General features: G+C 71.9%; 15 protein-coding genes and 2 pseudogenes. 7 read left to right on the top strand and 10 right to left on the bottom strand.

Annotated elements, in window-relative coordinates:
• Positions 1-77 precede the first annotated feature (77 nt).
• The gene (locus ABD329_RS00750) at positions 78-1,031 is read left to right on the top strand and encodes a LysR family transcriptional regulator (RefSeq protein ID WP_344315777.1); all 954 of its coding nucleotides are present in this window, start codon (positions 78-80) and stop codon (positions 1,029-1,031) included.
• A gap of 60 nt (positions 1,032-1,091) precedes the next feature.
• Here ABD329_RS00750 and ABD329_RS00755 read toward each other — a convergent pair whose 3' ends face one another.
• The 3 genes from ABD329_RS00755 to ABD329_RS00765 all read right to left on the bottom strand — a co-directional run bounded on the left by ABD329_RS00755 (position 1,092) and on the right by ABD329_RS00765 (position 6,693).
• A complete protein-coding gene (locus ABD329_RS00755) occupies positions 1,092-2,066 on the bottom strand; it encodes an Lrp/AsnC family transcriptional regulator (protein WP_344315778.1) in 975 nt (324 codons plus the stop codon).
• A 147-nt stretch (positions 2,067-2,213) separates the two neighbouring features.
• Complete coding sequence (locus tag ABD329_RS00760; RefSeq protein WP_198281299.1) at positions 2,214-4,616, bottom strand: MFS transporter; 2,403 nt, start codon at positions 4,614-4,616, stop codon at positions 2,214-2,216.
• Between the two features lie 694 nt (positions 4,617-5,310).
• Positions 5,311-6,693: an 8-amino-7-oxononanoate synthase gene (locus ABD329_RS00765; RefSeq protein ID WP_344315779.1), complete on the bottom strand. Its 1,383-nt coding sequence runs from the start codon at positions 6,691-6,693 to the stop codon at positions 5,311-5,313.
• A gap of 144 nt (positions 6,694-6,837) precedes the next feature.
• Here ABD329_RS00765 and ABD329_RS00770 point away from each other — a divergent pair, with 144 nt between their 5' ends.
• Positions 6,838-8,169 carry a cytochrome P450 gene (locus ABD329_RS00770; protein ID WP_309142705.1) on the top strand — a complete coding sequence of 444 codons (1,332 nt, stop codon included), beginning with the start codon at positions 6,838-6,840 and terminating at the stop codon, positions 8,167-8,169.
• Positions 8,170-8,252: 83 nt separating this feature from the next.
• Here the strand turns inward: ABD329_RS00770 and eno are convergent, their stop codons facing one another.
• Entirely contained in the window at positions 8,253-9,536 is a 1,284-nt protein-coding gene (eno, locus tag ABD329_RS00775; protein ID WP_198276934.1) for a phosphopyruvate hydratase, read from the bottom strand.
• A gap of 93 nt (positions 9,537-9,629) precedes the next feature.
• Here eno and ABD329_RS00780 point away from each other — a divergent pair, with 93 nt between their 5' ends.
• The gene (locus tag ABD329_RS00780) at positions 9,630-10,496 is read left to right on the top strand and encodes a winged helix-turn-helix transcriptional regulator (RefSeq protein WP_198276935.1); all 867 of its coding nucleotides are present in this window, start codon (positions 9,630-9,632) and stop codon (positions 10,494-10,496) included.
• A gap of 139 nt (positions 10,497-10,635) precedes the next feature.
• Here ABD329_RS00780 and ABD329_RS00785 read toward each other — a convergent pair whose 3' ends face one another.
• From ABD329_RS00785 to ABD329_RS00795, 3 genes are all read right to left on the bottom strand, one after another.
• Entirely contained in the window at positions 10,636-11,295 is a 660-nt protein-coding gene (locus tag ABD329_RS00785; protein WP_198276936.1) for a response regulator, read from the bottom strand.
• On the bottom strand, positions 11,292-12,425 hold the full coding sequence (locus tag ABD329_RS00790; protein ID WP_214664805.1) for a sensor histidine kinase: 1,134 nt from the start codon (positions 12,423-12,425) through the stop codon (positions 11,292-11,294). The genes ABD329_RS00785 and ABD329_RS00790 overlap by 4 nt, the downstream gene beginning before the upstream one ends.
• Positions 12,426-12,589: 164 nt before the next feature.
• Entirely contained in the window at positions 12,590-13,714 is a 1,125-nt protein-coding gene (locus ABD329_RS00795) for a 50S ribosomal protein L11 methyltransferase (RefSeq protein ID WP_198276938.1), read from the bottom strand.
• Positions 13,715-13,915: 201 nt separating this feature from the next.
• Between ABD329_RS00795 and ABD329_RS00800 the strand changes: the two genes are divergently transcribed.
• Positions 13,916-14,452 (top strand): LmrA/YxaF family transcription factor, encoded by a 537-nt coding sequence (locus ABD329_RS00800; protein ID WP_246618415.1) that lies wholly within the window; start codon positions 13,916-13,918, stop codon positions 14,450-14,452.
• A gap of 18 nt (positions 14,453-14,470) precedes the next feature.
• Here ABD329_RS00800 and ABD329_RS00805 read toward each other — a convergent pair whose 3' ends face one another.
• Positions 14,471-15,157, bottom strand: a complete 687-nt coding sequence (locus ABD329_RS00805; protein WP_198276939.1) for a hypothetical protein — start codon at positions 15,155-15,157, stop codon at positions 14,471-14,473.
• Between the two features lie 78 nt (positions 15,158-15,235).
• Positions 15,236-15,892 (bottom strand): hypothetical protein, encoded by a 657-nt coding sequence (locus ABD329_RS00810; protein WP_198276940.1) that lies wholly within the window; start codon positions 15,890-15,892, stop codon positions 15,236-15,238.
• An 87-nt stretch (positions 15,893-15,979) separates the two neighbouring features.
• Between ABD329_RS00810 and ABD329_RS00815 the strand changes: the two are divergent.
• The 3 genes and pseudogenes from ABD329_RS00815 to ABD329_RS00825 all read left to right on the top strand — a co-directional run.
• Positions 15,980-16,219, top strand: a pseudogene (locus ABD329_RS00815) (cupin domain-containing protein); the annotation flags it as partial.
• A 22-nt stretch (positions 16,220-16,241) separates the two neighbouring features.
• On the top strand, positions 16,242-16,679 hold the full coding sequence (locus ABD329_RS00820; RefSeq protein WP_198276953.1) for a dehydroquinate synthase/iron-containing alcohol dehydrogenase family protein: 438 nt from the start codon (positions 16,242-16,244) through the stop codon (positions 16,677-16,679).
• Positions 16,680-16,781: 102 nt separating this feature from the next.
• A pseudogene (locus tag ABD329_RS00825) lies at positions 16,782-17,366 on the top strand (dioxygenase); the annotation flags it as partial.
• Between the two features lie 101 nt (positions 17,367-17,467).
• On the opposite strand, the gene ABD329_RS00830 reads toward ABD329_RS00825, so the two are convergent.
• Entirely contained in the window at positions 17,468-17,947 is a 480-nt protein-coding gene (locus tag ABD329_RS00830) for an Lrp/AsnC family transcriptional regulator (protein WP_198276941.1), read from the bottom strand.
• Positions 17,948-17,969 lie beyond the last annotated feature (22 nt).

A 17,969-nucleotide genomic window follows, 5' to 3' on the forward strand; every position in this document is an offset into this window, starting at 1 on the left:
CCAATCTGCGGGATGGCGGCGGCCCGGGCAAGAACAGGGAGAGTGAACGTTTCCACGCGGAGTGTTAAGTTCATTTGATGCTGACTCCGCCGCAGCTTCAGGCGATATGCGAGGTGGTCGCCGCGGGCTCGTTCCGTACCGCCGCGAAGCGCCTCGGCTACACCCCCTCCGCCGTCTCCCAGCAGATCTCCACCGTCGAACGCACCCTGGGCGTCCCGCTCTTCGAGCGCTCACCGCGCAGCGTGCGCCCCACCGCGGCCGGGCTCCAGCTCGCCCTCCGCGCGGGACGGCTGCTGGCCGACCTGTCTGCGACGGAGAACGAGATGCGCGCCTACGCCGCGGCCGAGCGGGGGCGACTGCGGCTGGGCAGCTTCTGGTCCGCGGGGTTCCGGCTGGTGCCGACGGTGCTGACGGGGTTCCTCCGCGATCGGCCCGAGGTCGACGTCCGCTACGAGGAAGGCGACCCGCAGGTCACCGTGGACGCGGTGCTGGAGGGGCGGCTGGATCTCGCCGTGATCTTCGAGTACGGCGTGGTACCGCACAGCTGGCCCGAGGGCCTGGAACACACGCTGGTACGGGAGGAGCCGCTCTACCTCCTCCTCCCCGCGGCACACCCCCTCGCCGGACGGCCGCGCATCCGCCTCGCCGACCTGCGGGACGAGCGCTGGATCAGCTACCACGAGGACACCGACGCCGCTCGATGCCTGCGCCACATCTGTGCGGCCGGCGGTTTCCTGCCCGAGGTGCTCTTCCGTACGAACGACTACAACCTGCCCTACGAACTGGTCCGGCAGGGCCTGGGGGTGGCGATCGCACCGGAACTCGCCGTCGTGGACACCTCCACCTCACCCGACGCGTCCGGCACCCGTCTCGTCCGGCTCACCGACCCCACCCACACCCGTCGGATCTACGCCACCCGGCGCACCACCGACCCCAACCCGTTCCTTCCCCTGGCCATCGCCCTCCTGCACACCGCCGCGGCCGCCCTGCCCGAGCGGGGCGAGGGCGACTGCCCCGTGGTCACCGGCTGAACAGCGGGCGCGGCGGTGCCCGGCGATTTCCCGCTCTCGCTCGGCGCGTACCCCGCGGAGTCAGCGGCCGGGTTCGTAGGTGAGTTGCTTGACCTCGCGCAGGGTGAGGGCGGTCTCGATGGAGTGGACTCCGTCGAGGGCTCCGATCTTGTCGCTCAGATAGGTGTACAGGCCGCCGACGTCGGCATGGAGCGTGGCGGCGACGATGTTGGCCTGGCCGGTGGTGGCCGCTGCGAAGCGCACTTCGGGATGGGTCGCCAGGGCGTGGCCGATGTCGGCGAGGGCGGCCGGGGCGACCGTGAGCCAGAGCATGGCCACGACGTCGTTGCCCAGGTGCTCGTGGTCGAACTGCACGTCCAGGTAGAGGACTCCGGTGGAGCGCAGGCGGTCCAGGCGCCGTTTGACCGCGGATTCCGGCAGGCCGGTGCTCGCCTGGAGTTCGGTGAGCGGGGCACGCCCGTCCCGGCTGAGGATGGCGAGCAGCGCTTCGTCGGCGTCCTCCAGGACGAGGGGGGTGGTGGCCGGTTCGGTGGGTGGCGGGCTGAGGGCTGCCTGTTCGTCGGGGCTGAGGGCGTTGATCTTGCTGAGCCAGCCGACGGGGCCTCCGTAGAAGTGGTGCAGCAGGCAGTGGGCGCTGACCGAGGTGACGCGGGGGGTGCGTTGGAGGCGGGCGAGGAGGAGTTCGTCCCTGGCCTGCCGGGTGCGTGGCTTCATCGCGCACATCACCTCCGTGCCGCCCGAGATCACGCTGACGTAGGAGGTGTCCGGGCGCCGGGCGAGGGCGCCCGCCAGCTGCTCGGCGGCGTCCGGCGTGCAGCGCAGGCGGAGGAGCCAGGTGCTGCGGCCGAGCCGGCTTTCGTCGGTGATGCCGAGCACGCGCAGCTGCACGGTGGTGCGCAGCCGACGGAAGCGGCGGGCGACGGTCTGGTCGGAGACCCCCAGGGCGTGGGCGATCCGGTTGAACGGCGCCCGACCGTCGAGCTGTAGTGCCTGGAGCAGCTTCAGGTCGAGTGGATCGGGCGCTTGGGACTGCACTGGTCTCTCCTGCTGTTCGGGGCGGACCGGACGTCGACCGGGGGCGCTCCCGTCCCACGGGTGTCGCCCCGTGCCGCCCCCGGCCGTCGCATGCCCTGGTGTGACCGTATCCGGTACGTGTGTGAGCCGTCGGTCGGGCCCGCCGCTTCAGCTGTCCGGGTGAGCCAGCTCCAGGTGGACGTTGTCCAGGCCCTGGCCGTGCAGGGTGACCGTGGTGGCCACGGGCGGGTATCCGGCGGTGATCAGCGAGTAGCTGCCCGCGTCCAGGTCGGTGAAGGAGTAGGCGCCGTCGGAGCCGGTGGTCGTGGTGCCCACCACGTTTCCGGCCGCGTCCACCAGCGTCACCCGCGCGTCGGTGAGGGCCCGGCGGCCGGATCCCGCTCGCACGACGCCCCGCAGCCGCGCGCCCGACCGCAGTGGCACCTCCAGCGTGGTGGCTTCGGAGCCGGACAGCTGAACCGGGAGGGCGACGGGCCGGAACCCGGGAGCGTTCACCGTGAGGGTGTGGTCGCCGGCCGGCAGCTCACCGAAGCCGAACCCGCCGGAGGCGTCGGTCATGCCGCTGGCCAGTACGTCGCCGCGAACGTCCGTGACCATGACCATGGCGTCCTCCACAGCCACCCCGTCACCGGCCGAGACCACGTTGCCGGCGAGCCTGCCGCCCCCGGACAGAACCACGTCGTGGGGGAGCGGCTCCTCGTGCAGCACAACCGTGGTCGCCTGGGGCTGGTGGCCATCCGCCGCGGCGATCAGCACATACGACCCCGCTGCCGGGGCGGTCAGCTCGTAGCGGCCCGCGCTGTGGGCCACCGCCCGGCCGACCTGTCGCCCGGTCAGCGAGATCAGCGTGAGCGTGGCGCCCGCCATCCCATTGCCGGCGGCGTCACGGACCCGGCCGGTCAGAAGTGGTCCGGGGCGGGTCCCGGTCGGGACGTCGGCCCCGTCGCTCACGGAGCCGGGGCCGCCCGGCTGCCGAAGTGAGGCCCGCGCCGGACCGTGCGCGGCAGCCGCGCCGACCAGCACCGGCTCCGGCTCCACCACGGGCGACGGCTTCGCCTCCTCGGGTGGTGCCGGGACCGAGGCCCGCGGGGTGCGCAGCAGCACCGCGCCGACGACGGCGGCGAGCAGCGCGAGGGCCGCGGCCACCATCAGGCACAGGTGAAGGCCGTCGAGGAAGGCCGCGGACAGGGCGCCCAGGGCGCGGCCGGTGTCAGCTCCCAGGTCCATCCGGGCCACTGTCCCCAGCCCGCCGGCTTCCACGGCCGCGGTGATTCGCTGCGCGGTCGCGCCGTCGACCCCGGCGGTCCGAAGGTGGCTGGGGAGGGCGTCGGCGGTCCTGGTGGTCAGCAGCACGCCTAGAACGGCCGGGCCGAGTGCGCCGCCGACCTGCCGGAAGGCGTTGTTGCCCGCCGCCGCCATACCGGCCAGGTGGTGCGGTACGGAGGCGACGGCGGTGGCGGTCATGGGTGTGACGACCAACCCCAGGCCGAGGCCCAGAAGAGCCAGTCGCCAGGCCAGCGCGCCGAACGGCGTATGCGCGTCGAGCGCGGTCAGGGACACCAGGGCGCCCGCGGTGAGCAGCAGGCCGGTGGTGATCAGGACGCGTGCCGAGACCCGGCGCAGCAACGGCCCGACCACCACCCCGACGAGCAGACACACTGCCGACACCGCCAGCATCCGGTAGCCCGCGTCGAGGGTGTCGAGCCGCTGCACCATGCCGAAGTAGAGGCTGAGGACGAAGAAGAAGCCGATCAGCCCCAGGAAGCTGATCATCGCGATCAGCGTCGTCGCGCTGAACGCCGGGCTGCGAAAGAGCGCCAGGTCCAGCATCGGGCTGGCACTGCGCCGTTCGGCCAGGATGAAGGCGAGGGCGCCGACGGCCGCGAGCGCCAGCGCGACGATCACCCGGGGCTCGGAGAAGGAGTCGGCGCCGCCCTCGATCACGCCGTAGACGAGCGAGGTGATCGCCAACGCGGCGGTGATCTGGCCGGGCCAGTCCAGCCGGCGGGAGCCGGGCGCCCGGGAGTCGGCCACCAGCGGCGCCGCGATCACCATGGTGAGGACGGCCACGGGTATGGTCGGCAGGTAGATCCAGCGCCAGGCGGCGTGGTCGAGGATGACCCCCGCCATCAGGGGGCCGATGGCCAGTGCCGTCATGAGGGCCGCCGCCCACAGCCCGACGAACTTCGCGCGCCGGTGCGGATCGGGCACCGCGTGGCTGATCAGCGCCAGCGTGGTGGGCAGCAGCGCGGCCGCGCCCAGCCCGGCCAGAGCCTGTCCGGCCCACAGCACCTGGATCGACTGCGCGCTCAGGGCGACGGCGGCTCCGATGACGGCGAACGACAAGCCCGCCTGGAAGACCTTCTTACGGCCGTGTACGTCTCCGAAGACACCGGCGCTCAGGATGAGGGCCGCCATGGGCAGGACGAACGCATCGGTGATCCACGACAGTTGAGATGTCGACGCGTGCAGGGCCCGTTGGATGGCGGGAAGACTCACCGAGACGCTGGTGACCGGCAGATAGGCGACGAACACCCCGACGCAGGCCATGACGAGCGTGGCTTTCGGACTCTGCCGTGCCCCGGTCGCAGTTGCTCCGACGTTCACAAATCCTCCCGATTCAGTGCGGCGGGTCGCCGACACGGCGATCACTTTCCAGCCAGTCCCGTCCAGGAGCCAGCCAGAGCCCGCGGAGCTCGGAGAACCGACATCGAGGCGACCGTTTCGAAGGTTTTCCGACACCCGCCCGGTGCGCCCGGCCCGCCGTGGCGTCGACCACGGTGTGGACTCGGTGCTGTGGCGGCGGTCGCCACCATGAAGCCCGGTATCAACCCCGCCTACCGGCCCGTCGTCTTCCGCGACCCGTCGCGCGCAGATCTACGCGACGTGGCACTCGTCCTGCACACGGCCGGGGGAGTAGCCCGATCGGCGGATCGCTACTTTGCCTCTTCAGAGGAAAACGCGGGCAATATCAAGCCACTTCTGCGCATCCTCGCCGATCGCCGTGAGGTCAGTTTGGGTCGGCGAGCGCGGGATCGGCGCGCAGCGCGGCCCATCGCGCGGCCGCACGGACGGCGGCCGGTGTCTGCCCCTCCAGGGCGATCACCCTCCACGAGCGGGAATCCAGCGGCTCCTAGCTGACCCACGGCGACATCGCCGGCGCCGTGTGACCGGCTGGCCTCACCGCGCCGCGCGTCGACGCGCCACGCCACGGCCCGGTCGGCGTCCCGCCGACCCGCACGGCTCAGGCCCGGTCGGGCCGCTTGACGGTACGCATCACGGACGGCGCCGACGGGGGGTCATCCGCGGCCCGGACAGACCCCCTGCCGCACGTGGTGTCCGTGCCGCTGCGCGGGGCCCAACGGCTGATCACCGTCACGGCTCGTTCGATCTGATCGTCGGTGAGGTCGCCGCGTGCGGTGAGTCGTAGCCGGGAGTGGCGGTCGGGAGTGGAGGGCGGCCGGAAGCAGCCCACCGCCACACCTGCTTCCCGGCACGCCTGAGCCCATGTCACGGCGGCTTCCGGCGAGGGCGCTCGGACGGACACCACCGCGGCGTCCGGCACGCTCGCTTCCAGCCCGGCGGCCGCCAGGCCGGTCGACAGCCGCCGGGCCACCTCCCGGGCTCGTGCGGCGCGCTCCGGCTCCTCGCGCAGCAGCCGCAGCGCGCCCAGGGCCGCGCCCACGCTCGCCGGGGCGAGCCCGGTGTCGAAGATGAAGGTGCGGGCCGTCTCCGTGAGGTGCCGGATGACCCTGCGGGGGCCCAGTACCGCCCCACCCTGGGATCCCAGCGACTTCGACAGTGTGACGGTGGCCACCACGTCCGGAGAGCCGGCCAGTTCGGCGGCGGACAGCGCGCCGCTGCCCCCGTCGCCGACAACCCCGAGGCTGTGCGCGTCGTCCACCAGCAGCGCGGCGCCCCGCGCACGGCATGCCCGCGCCAGCTCCGTCAGTGGCGCCGCGTCGCCGTCCACCGAGAAGACCGAGTCGGTCACCACCAGGGCACGACCCCCGCCGTGCTCGGTGAGCGCGGTACGCACCGCGCCCGGCTCGCGGTGCGGCACCTGTGCGACCTTCGCCCGGGAGAGTCGGCAGCCGTCGACCAGGGAGGCGTGGTTGTAGGCGTCGAAGACGATGAGTGTGCCCGGCCCCGTCAGAGCCGTGAGGGCGGCCAGGTTGGCCGCGTATCCGGAGGAGAAGACCAGCGCGGCCTCGAAGCCGCAGAAGTCCGCGAGTTCCTCCTCGAGTTCCTGGTGCAGCTGAGTGGTGCCCGTGACCAGGCGCGAACCGGTGGCACCGCCACCCCAGCGCGCCACCGCCTCCGTGGCCGCCCGCACCACCCGCGGATGGCGGACCAGGCCCAGGTAGTCGTTGCCCGCCAGATCCAGTACCGGATCGTCGGCCGGCCGCGGGCGCAGGTCACGGGTCAGCCCGGCGCGGCGGCGCAACTCGGCGCGCCGGTCGATCCAGTCGAAGACCGCCGCCGGGGCGGGGGCGGCGTGTTCTGGGCGGGCACGGTGCGGATCGTCGTCCCGGCTCGCGGAGGGCGCGGTGGCATCCGGTGCGGAAAGCGACCGATCGCCCGGGGCCGGGGCGGGGGTGGTCGGCTGGACGGGGTGCTGGGCCATGATCGGTACTCTGACACGCGCCCGGTGACCGGACGGCGGGTGGGGAGGCTTCCGGCGCGGTCGACCGGGGTGGCCACCGGGTGTCCGGGTGATACCGCGCACAAGGGCGGCGGTGCCGGGGCGGCCACGTGTTAGCGTCCATCCGTGCGCATACCGGCCCTGGACACCTCCCCACCTGGTACGGAGGTCCGCGACGGCGGAGCCGACAGCGGGGTGGCGGGGCCCCTGCCTCCCGGCGCGGGCGGGCCGCTGGACGCTCTGGACCTGTTCGGAGACGGCTTCGTCCGCGACCCCCACCCCTGGCTGGACCTGCTGCGGTCCCGGGCGCCCGTGCACCATGACGCGGGCACCGGTCTGTGGCTGGTCAGCCGCCACCAGGACATCCGCCGGGTGCTGCTCGACCCCGCCACCTTCCGACCGGACAACGCCCAGCACGCCGTCACCCCGCTGCCCGTGGCCGTGCTGCGGGTGCTGGCCCGGGCCGGCTTCCAGCTCCCGCCCGCGCTCGCCAACAACGGCACCGACAGCCACCCCGGCCTGCGCCGGGTGGTCACCCGGTTCTTCAACGCACGGCGCGTCGCGGCCGCCGTACCGGTGATCGAGCGCCTGGCCGGGGAACTGCTCGAGCCGTCGCGGGCGCGGATCGACGCCGACGGCGAAGACGACCTGTTCACCTCCTTCGCGCAAGTGCTTCCCTGCCGGGTGCTGATGGAGTTGCTGGACATCCGCGACGTCGACCCGGCCACGCTGATCCGCTGGAGCGACGCCTCACTGGAGCTGTTCTGGGGCAGGCCCGCACTGGACCGACAGCTGGACCTGGCGGAACAGGCCGGTGAGTTCCACCAATGGCTGACCTCGACCGTGCGCACGGGCCAGGCCACCGCCGACTCCTTCCTCGGAGCGCTCGCCCGGCACCGTCTGCCCGACGGAACTCCGCTGGATCCCCAGACCGCGGTCGCCGCCTGCTTCTTCGTCTTCATCGCCGGTCAGTCGACCACCGGACAGCTCATCGCCACCGTGCTGCGCCGTGCGCTCATCGAGCCCGGATTGTGGCCGCGCGTGGCACGGGAGAAGGAAGCGGCCGGCGCCTGGGTGGAGGAGGTGCTGCGGCGCGAGCCGCCGGTGACCACCTGGCGCCGGGTCGTAGCGCGACCGGTCGAACTCGGCGGGGTAAAGCTGCCCACGGAAGCACGGCTGTTGTTGATGCTCATGGGCAGCGGCTCGGACCCGGAGGTCTTCACCGACCCGGAACGGATGTGTCCACACCGGGCCAACATCCGCCACCACCTGGCCTTCGGCACCGGTCGTCACCGCTGCCCAGGCGCGTCGTTGGCGCGAACGGAGGCCGCGGTGGCCCTGCGGGCAGCGGCTCGCAGCCTGCCGAAGGCACGCCTCGTGGAGGGCGCGGAGGGCGCGCCGATGCTCGGACTGCTGTCATTCCGGGCGCCTCTGCGCGTGGCCGTAGCCGACGGATGAGGAGGGGCGCCGCATTCGCACGCGCCTCGGGGCCCGGCATGGAGTCGGCCTGAGACGTAGAAGGACAGCGCGTCCGGTCGGTGTCAGCCGCGCGGCCCCAGGACATCCGGGCCGGCGTAGCGGGCCTGGGGGCCCAGCTCTTCCTCGATGCGGACGAGCTGGTTGTACTTGGCGGTGCGGTCGGCGCGGGAGAGCGAGCCCGTCTTGATCTGGCCGCAGCCGGTGGCGACCGCGAGGTCGGCGATCGTGGTGTCCTCGGTCTCGCCGGAGCGGTGGGACAGGACGACGGTGTATCCGGCGCGGTGGGCGGTGGCCACGGTGGCCAGGGTCTCGGTGAGGGTGCCGATCTGATTGACCTTGACCAGGACCGAGTTGGCGATGCCGTCCCGGATACCGGCGCGCAGCAGGCTCTCGTTGGTGCAGAAGACATCGTCGCCGGTGAGCTGGCAGCGGTCGCCCAGCCGGGCGGTCAGGGCCCGCCAGCCGTCGTGGTCGTCCTCGGCCATCGGGTCCTCGATCGAGGCGATGGGGTAGCGGTCGACGAGGGCGGCGAGGTAGTCGGCGTGTTCGGCGGGCGTACGGCGGATGCCCTCCCCGGTGTAGTCGTAGACGCCGTCCCGGAAGAACTCCGAGGTGGCCGGGTCCATGACGAGGGTGATGTCGGTGCCCGGCTTGTAGCCGGACTGTTCGATGGCGCGTACGACGCAGTCGAGGGCTTCCTCGGCGGTGCGCAGTTGGGGCGCGAAGCCCCCTTCGTCACCGACGTTCACACTGTGTCCGGCGGCGAGCAGCTGGGCGCGCAGGGTGTGGAAGACCTCCGAGCCCATGCGGACGGCCTCGGCGAAGGTGCCGGCGCCAATCGGGGCGATCATGAACTCCTGGAAGTCGAGCGGGTTGTGGGCATGGGCGCCGCCATTGATGATGTTCATCATCGGCACCGGCATCAGGCGGGCGTCGACTCCGCCGACGTAGCGGTACAGCGGCAGCCGGTGGGCGGAGGCCGCGGCCTTGGCGGTGGCCAGGGAGACCCCGAGCAGGGCGTTGGCGCCAAACCGTGACTTGGTGGCTGTCCCGTCCAGCTCGATCATGGTGTGGTCGACCGTCGACTGGTCCTCGGCATGGAGTCCGGTCACGGCGTCCGCGATGCTCTCGTTCACGGCGTCCACGGCCCGACGTACTCCCTTGCCGTGGAAGCGCGCGGGGTCGCCGTCGCGCAGCTCCACCGCCTCCCGGGCGCCGGTGGAGGCGCCCGACGGGACGGCGGCGCGGCCGAGTGAGCCGTCCTTGAGCTCGACGTCCACCTCGACGGTCGGATTGCCCCGGCTGTCGATGATCTCCCGTGCGACGACCCGGCTGATAGCGGTCACGGTGTGGCTCCTCACGTTGGGCCCGCACGGCGGCGAGCTGTAAGTTCCATCGTGAAACAAAGTGAGTTTCGAAAGGAAACCTACTATGGGCGCATGAGGATGCACAACGCCGATGAGACGTGCGGTATCGCCCAGGCCGCCCTGGTGCTGGGCGACTGGTGGAACGTGCTGGTGCTACGAGAAGTCGCCCGCGGACACGTCCGCTTCGACGCGCTGGCCACCGAGATCGGCCTGTCCAGGAAGGTGCTCACCGAGCGGCTCGGGCGGCTGGTCGCCCAGGGGGTCCTGCGCCGCAGCCTCTATCAGCGGCGTCCGGTGCGCTACGCGTACCTGCTCACCGACGCCGGGGCCGCACTCCTGCCCGTGCTCGTCGCCATGCAGGACTGGGGCGACCGGTGGGCGCTCGGCGACGGAAACGTCACCGCGACGGCCGAAGTGGACGGGGCCGAGCACACCAGGGTGCACGCCCTGGCGGGCACCCGCCTGCCCGAGGGGCTCGAACTGCCCGGCACCGAGGGCACCGACCTGCCCCTCGTCTCGCCGGACGCCGCGGCGACCGTGCTGTTCACCTATCCCGGTACGGGAGTCGAGTGGGGCGCGATCCCCGGAGCCGCGGGCTGCACGCTGGAGAACCGGCTGTTCAGGGACGCCTGGCCGGACTTCGTGCGCGCGGGCGTGGACGTGCGCGGCATCAGCACCCAACTCGTTCATGAGCAGGACGAGTTCGCCCGCACCGAGGCGGTCCCGTATCCCCTGCTGTCCGACGCCCGCCACCAACTGGCCGCGGCCCTGCGGTTGCCGACCTTCCGCGGCGCGGGCCGACTGCGGCACAAGCGCCTGATCGTCGTCGTCGACGCCCAGCGGACCGTGCGCCACACGCTGTTCCCGGTCTCCGACATTCCGCACGCGGTCGACGAGAGCCTGAGACTGGCCGCGGAGTGCGCCCGGGGGAACCGTTAGGTGGTTGACGCGGCACCCGGAGACCGAGGGGCTGTTCGGCGATGAGCCGCTCGGCACGATGAAGCTCCGCCCGGCGGCTCCGGGAGCTGAGCGAGGAACTGATCAGGGCATGAGCCGCGGTGGTCCGTGGTGTGGCGCGTCAGGTCACCAGACCCTGGCGGTAGGCGTAGACGACCGCCTGCACACGGTCGCGGAGCCCGAGTTTGGTGAGGATGCGTGACACGAAGGTCTTGACGGTCTCCTGGCTGATCACCAGCGTCGCGGCGATCTCGCTGTTGGACAGGCCGTTCGCGATGAGGCGGAGCACCTCCAGTTCGCGGGGGGTCAGCGGGATGTCGTCCGGGGCGCCGTCGGGAGGCCGGATCCGGGCGGCGTACCTGCCCACGAGCTGGCGGGTCACCTCGGGGTCCAGCAGGGCCGCGCCGGTGGACACGGTCCGGATCCCGTGCAGCAGTTGGGACGGCGGCGCGTCCTTGAGCAGGAACCCGCTCGCTCCCGCGCGCAGTGCCTCGTAGACGTAGGTGTCCAGGTTGAACGTGGTCACCACGAGCACCTTGACGGGGCGCCGCACCCCCGCACCGGCCAGCAGGCGGGTGGCCTCGATGCCGTCGAGCACCGGCATGCGGACGTCCATCACCACGACGTCCGGGTGCAGCCGGCCGGCGAGGTCGACCGCGGTCTGCCCGTCTTCGCACTCACCCACCACCTCGAGGTCGGGCTGGGCGTCGATGATCGTCACCAGTCCGGTGCGGACCAGCACCTGGTCGTCGCAGACCAGGACCCGGATCGGCTCGGTCATGACGGGCTCCCCGCGGGTATCCGCGCCCGGACGACGAAGCCACCGCTGGTCCGGGCGCCCGCGCTGAAGTCGCCGCCGAGCACGTCGACCCGTTCACGCAGACCCGCCAGCCCCCGCCCGCTCCCACCGGGCGAGGCGGGGGCCCGCGAGCCGGAGCCGTCCGTGCTGACTTCCACGGTGATGTCCCTTTCCCCGTGGTGCACTTGGACCGAAGTGCGGCTGCCGTGGGCGTACTTGAGGGCGTTGGTCAGCGCCTCCTGTACGACCCGGTAGGCCACCAGGTCGGCGCTGCCGGTCGACTCCGCCGGTGTGCCCTCCTCGGTGAACTCCACCGGCTGCCCGGACCGGCGGGTCTGCTCCACGAGCGTGCGCAGTCTGCCGACGGCCGGTGTCGTGGCCTCGGTGCCGTGGTCGGGGTTGATCAGGTCGAGCAGGTGCCGCAGATCGGTGGTGGCACGCCTGCCGGTCTCGGTGACCGCGGTCAGGGCCTGGTCGAGTCGCTCGGGCGCGGCGGTCAGATAGCGTGCCGCCTCGGCCTGTACGACCATCGCCGTCACATGGTGGGTCACCACGTCATGGAGCTCACGGGCGATGCGCGCGCGTTCCGCGGCGCGGGTCTCCTCGGCGACGAGGCGGCGGCGGTCGGCCTCCACGGCCCGGGTGGAACGCAACCACGACCCCATGCCCCAGGGGAGGACCAGCGCCAGGTAGTACAGCACGAACTCGCTCGGACTCTCGGCGCCCGAACCGAGCCGGTAGAGCACGACCGCCAGCGGCAGGTACATCACGGAGAACACGAGCGCGGTGGTGCGCCGGTGCCGCTCCAGATGGGACCCCACGCTCAGCAGCGCGACGGGCACCGCGGTGCCCGCGAACGAGTGGTAGCCGCGGAGCTGGTCGACAGCGAAGCCGAGCGAGACCAGGGCGAGACAGACCACCGGCCACCGCCGCCGCACTGCGAGCGGGAGGCTCTGGAGGGCCACTGCCACGATGGCCAGCGCGTCGAAGGGGCGGCCCGGCAGGCCGCCCAGCTGTGTCCCGTGGTTCTGGAACGACGGGATGAGCGCCCCGGTGAGGATCACCAGCCCGAGCGGGAGATCCCGGACCGTGACATCGAGCCGGTGCCACATCTCCGGGACACGCCGAGCGTTGATCACGGGGCGAGTCTAGCGGTGGTGCCGGGCCGGACGGCGCACCGGAGACAGGCCCCATGGGCCGGTCCGGCACCGGCCCACCAAGGGCTCCGAAAGGTCTCCCCGTCGGTGCGGTTCGGAAGCGGGGCGGGACTCGTGGATCAGGCTTCGGGGAAGAGCCGGCGATGGAAGAACGTCTCGCGGAAACCGTCCCCATGGTGGGTCGAGCTCCAGCTCAACGGCACCGCTGGAGCGCTGTCCCGGTGCAACTCGCCGACGAGCGCGTAGTCGGGGTGTACGCCGTCGTCGCTGATCGTCGTGGTGAACTCGAAGACGAACCGGTCGCCCGGCCGCACCGGCAGGCCCTCCTCCGACAGCGCCGCATAGACGGGGGTCCAATTGCTCCATTCGGACAGCGAGTCGATGGGCGCGCCCCCCTCGGCCACCCACAGACGCATGCCCAGCGCCAGCCCGGAGAAGCGGCCGGGCCGGGTGAACGTCAGCTCGGCACGGTCGACGCCCTCCGGACGCAGGTCGCCGTTGAACTCCAGCGGCTCCACCTCGACGGGGCCGGACAGATAGGACCGCTCCCGCACCTCCGGCACGTCCTGCAACCCCCCGAGGCAGACCCGAAGGTCGAAGGGGCGGCCCACCGCGGCGAAAATCCCTTCCACGAAGCCGAAGGCGACGGACGGGAAACCGGGCAGTTCGCCCCCCGTCGCACCGCGCAGGTCCAGGGCGACGGCCGTGGTGGCGCTGCGGTGCGGGATGAACACCCCGCCGGGCTTCACCAGCCGTTCCCGCGCGTCCCGCAGCACCGGCCCCGCGCCCTCGGAGCCGCCCAGCGTGCCGATGATCTCGGAGACGCACATATCGACGGGCCCGGGGAGTTCGATCTCGGTGGACAGCCCCTCGACCACGGTGATCCGATCGGCGAAACCCGCCTCCTCGATGGTCTTCCGGGCGATCCGCGCCGACTTGGGGATGACCTCCACCGCCCACACGTGCCGCGCCCCGGCGCGGGCGGCGGCCAGCGCCCACACCGCGTCCTGGCCCGTGCCGATGTCGAGCACGGTCCGGCCGGGGGCGTAGCGCCGGACGGCCTCGGCGTAGGCGCTCGTCCGGCGCTCATCCTTGATCATCACGTCGTACACGAAGTCGTCGTAGACCGGGTACTCACCGATCGAAGGGAACAGCCATATCGGTGGATTCGACCCGTCGACGCAGGCTCGCACCGGCACCTTATGACCGGGAGCGGCTAACTCCGCCACGTAGGAACGTTGCATCCTCAGTCCTTAGCCAGATCCGCGGCCGGAGCGCCGCGGCTGCCCGCAACGTTAGGTTTCCGGCGGCCCGGGATCGTCACCCCATGGAGGACACCTCGCGTAGCTCGCCCGGGGGACGGACCTGGCCACGGCTGCCCGGCGCGCGGTCGTCGGCGCGGACGAAAACGGGCTTGAGGGGCGTCGGGGATGTGGCCCCGGACGTTGTCGCGCGCCCACGCGCAGTGTGACGCCGGTGAGGTACATGTCGAGCAGGGGCAGCTCACCGGGGCGGAAGTGGTTGCCCGCCGACTCGCAAATGCCCTCCGACGCAAGGGACTTGACGGCCAGGGCGAGCTGGGCGACGCGGCCGGTGGCCTCCACGGCGATGTCGAAGCCGTGGCGGACGGGCTCGAGTGTCAGATGAGGGGCCACCAGACGCCAGGACAGCGACCAGTCGTCGACAGCGACTTCCGGGCCGGCTGCCCCGGCCTGGCCGTCTCCGTGGAGGAGCCACCGGCCGACGAGGTCCCGCCGGCCCTGGTCGCCGCCGCCGAGGCCTTCGAGGACTGGGAGCGGCTGCTGACCGAGGCGCTGACGGCGCATGGAGCCGATCCCGACCGGGCGCCCGGACTGGCGGCGCTCATCGTGGCGTCCGTCGAGGGCGCCATCGCCATGTGCCGCGCCAAGGGCGGCATGGAGCCCCTCGATCAGGTCGCGCGACAACTCGAAACACTCATCGCCGACGCACTCGACGCGTAGTCCCGGCCCCGGCCGTGTTCACACCTCGGGGTCGATCTTCGAGGAGAGGAAGAACAGACCGAAGGCGATCACCAGGAACAACGCCGCCAACTCGCTGTCCCGCAGATACAGAACGACGGTCACGACGAGGGAGACGAGCCCGAGCAGGCCGGTGGTACAGCCGAGGATCCGCCGGGGGCGGGCGGACGGCCCGGAGAGGTGGTCGAGGTCCGGGTCCTTGGCGTTCCGCCAATGCGGAAACGGCCCCGGCCGGTAGTGCCAGCCGTCCTCCCGCAGACTCTGAACCGCCGGGTGGCCGCGGGCGTGGCGCGGCGGGCGGGGCGCGAGGCGGCGCCAGGGCAGCCACGCCTGGCGGGTGGCGATCCACACCAGCGCGGGAAGGCACGCCACCACGGCCCAGATGACCGAGTGGACCTTTCCGGACGGTGTGCTCGGCAGGATCCCGAGGAGCGTGTCCAACTCACCGCTGGCGGCGTAGGCGATCGGCGCGGCGATGGAAACCGCCAGCATCGAGTGCGCGATCGTATGGCCGCCATGGCACCGCTCGCACCGTGGCACCCGGACGCTGATGCTCCGCCACTTGGTGCGGACGCCCAGATACCAGGTCAGGCCGGACTCGACGTCCCGGTGCAACCCGACGACGCGATCGTGCCGGGTGGCGGTGGTTTCGCCGGCGCAGAACCAGCACCGTCGTGGTGGCGTCATGAGCGTCTCCTGGATCCGACATGCGTTCGGTTCGGCGGCACATGAACCTACCGCGGCCGCGGCATACACCACCCCTGATCAGCCGAGCCGCTTCTCGATCTTCGAGAGCTGGAGTGCGGGCCACTTCTCCACCATCGCGTCCTCGTCCGCTTCGCTCACCTGGTCGCTCCCGTCCCAGACGATGGCCTCCACGACGACCGTCTCGACGCGGATCGCCAGGACCGTGACGCCCGGCGCCTCGAAGGACAGGGCCGCGTCCCCCAGATCGGACGAGCGCTCCTTGGCGCCCCGGACCTTGTGGATCTCTTGGCGGTTGTCGGCCACCAGTCCGTCCCAGGCCGCCTCCGCGGCGTCCGGGTCGTCGTAGGCGAGGACATCGGACTTGACCCGGAAGAACACGTTCTCCGACCGCTCGAGCACGACCATCCCCGCCCCACGCAGATGGCGGCACGCCCAGCCGTCGCCCTCCTTGCGCCATTTCCGGCACTGCTCGTCCAGGTCGCCTCCGGTGAGCACGGATCTCCCCGCCTTGTTGCCGGACGGTACCGACAGGGCACCGGTGAGCCCGTCGTGCGGGACGAACCCGGGCAGGTCCCGCTTGGTCGGCACCACCGCGTCCATGTCCGCGGCGTCCAGCGTGGGCGCGGGCCACAGCAGATACGCGCCGAGCCCGGCCACCGCCAGTACCGCGGCCACCACACCGACCAGCGCGCCGCGGCGCGTCATTCGAACCATGCCCGTCACCGTAAGGACACGCGTCGGGACCGGTCCCGGACCGCACCCGACAGCCGGCCGTCCCGAACCACTCGTTTACGCGATGCCGAGGGTGCTTCGGGGATGACCGTCCTTGTCGAATGGCCTCCCGGCGACCCCGGGACACCGCCACACCGCCACTCGGGGCCGTGCTACGGCTATGTGACCGAGGGCGCGATCCGGTTCGAGCTCGAAGGTGAGCCGGAGCGCGTGATCAAGGCCGGTGAGACGCTGTTCGAGCCGGGCGGTGATGTGATCCACTACCAGAACGGCAACGCCCGGTCGGACGCCCCGAGCAAGTTCGTGGTGCGGCCTCGGCAAGGCGATCGCCGTGCGCACCGGTCTTCCGCAGCTGGCGCTGCCCATCACCTACGCCGGTTCGGAGATGGCACCGGTCCTCGGAGAGACCGAAGGCGGCAGGAAGACGACCCGCCGACTGCCGGAAGCGCTGCTCAGGACGGTGGCCTTCCTTATGGCCGGTGAGGGGCTCGACTCCCTCACCCGATCCCTTCCGGTCGTCGCGCGGTCGCGCATCGCGTCGGCGCCGGCCTCGGACGGCGCCGCGAGCGGTCTCCCCGACTTCGCCGGGAGGCTCGGCGCCCCCAGGGCACTGCGGGACCTCGGCATGCCGGAGTCGGGTATCGACCAGGCGGCCGAACTCATCGTGCGGCACGGCTATTGGAATCCGCGGCCGGAGGAACGGACCCGCTGTGCGTGCCCTCTTGACCCGCGCCTGGGTCGGCGAGACACCGTGAACGTCATCCGGTGACGGACGTCCCCGGACCGACCCGCCATCGACACCCCACCACCACGGGAGCGCGCCATGCGTGATCTGACCAGCGACACCATCACCGATGCCGTGATCTCCACCATGCGGGACACCAAGGACGCCCGCGTCGCGGAGGTCCTGGAATCGCTGGTGCGGCACCTCCACGCCTTCGTCCGCGATGTCGAGCTGACGGAGGAGGAGTGGACCAGGGGAGTGGACTTCCTGACGCGCACCGGGCAGATGTGCACATCCACGCGCCAGGAGTTCATCCTGCTGTCCGATGTGCTGGGCATCACCATGCTGGTCGACTCCCTGAGCAACCGACGGCCCACGGAAACCACCCAGAACAGCGTTCTGGGCCCCTTCTTCCGGGAGGACAGGCCGCGGCACACCGACGCCGCCGACATATCCGGAGGTCTGCCCGGCACCCCGCTGTTCTTCGAGGGACGGGTCGTGGACCGTGCGGGGACGCCGGTGGCCGACGCGGCGGTGGACGTCTGGCACAGCGACGGGGACGGTCACTACGACGTGGATGTGCCCGGCCAGGTCGACCCGGCCATGCGCGCGCTGTTCCGCACCGACGAGAGGGGACACTTCGGCTTCCGTTCCATCCGCCCGTCCAGCTACCCGATCCCCGGTGACGGTCCGGTCGGCGAACTCCTGGGCGCCACCGGCAGGTCGCTGATGCGCCCCGGGAGAGCGCGCCTGGCTCAGCCTGGACGAGCGCGTCGAACTGACCCGGCTGGCGCTCGAACGGGGTGGCATCGCCGACGGGGCGGACTGAACACTCACTCCGCCGCCGCACGGCGCAGCAGCGGGGTGAGGCGGTGCGGCACCAGCTCGCGCATGGCCAGGGCCGTCGTCGTGCGCTCGATGCCGGGAACGGCGAGGATCCGCCCCGCGATCCGGTACAGGTCCTCCGCGTCCACGGCGACCACCCGTACCAGCAGGTCCGTCTCGCCGCTGAGGCCGAAGACCTCCACGACCTCGGCGATGCCCGCCAGTGCCTCGGACACCTCGGCCAGCCGGCGCTGATCGACCCGCGCGGTGACGAACGCGGTGAGCGGGTGGCCCAGCGCGTTCGGCGTGATCCGGCGTTCGAAGGAGCCCAGCGCGCCGCCCTGTTCCATTCTGGCCACCCGCGCCTGGACGGTGTTGCGGGACAGCCCCAGCCGCTCGGCCAGGGCGACGACGGTGGCCCGCGGCTGGGCGGCGAGGGCGAGCAGGATCCGCGCGTCGGTGGCGTCCACGCCTCGCTCACTGTTCATAGTGCTCAATGGACGTACCTCA

Origin of the sequence: Streptomyces javensis, assembly GCF_039525925.1 — a bacterium.
Classification (GTDB): domain Bacteria; phylum Actinomycetota; class Actinomycetes; order Streptomycetales; family Streptomycetaceae; genus Streptomyces; species Streptomyces asiaticus.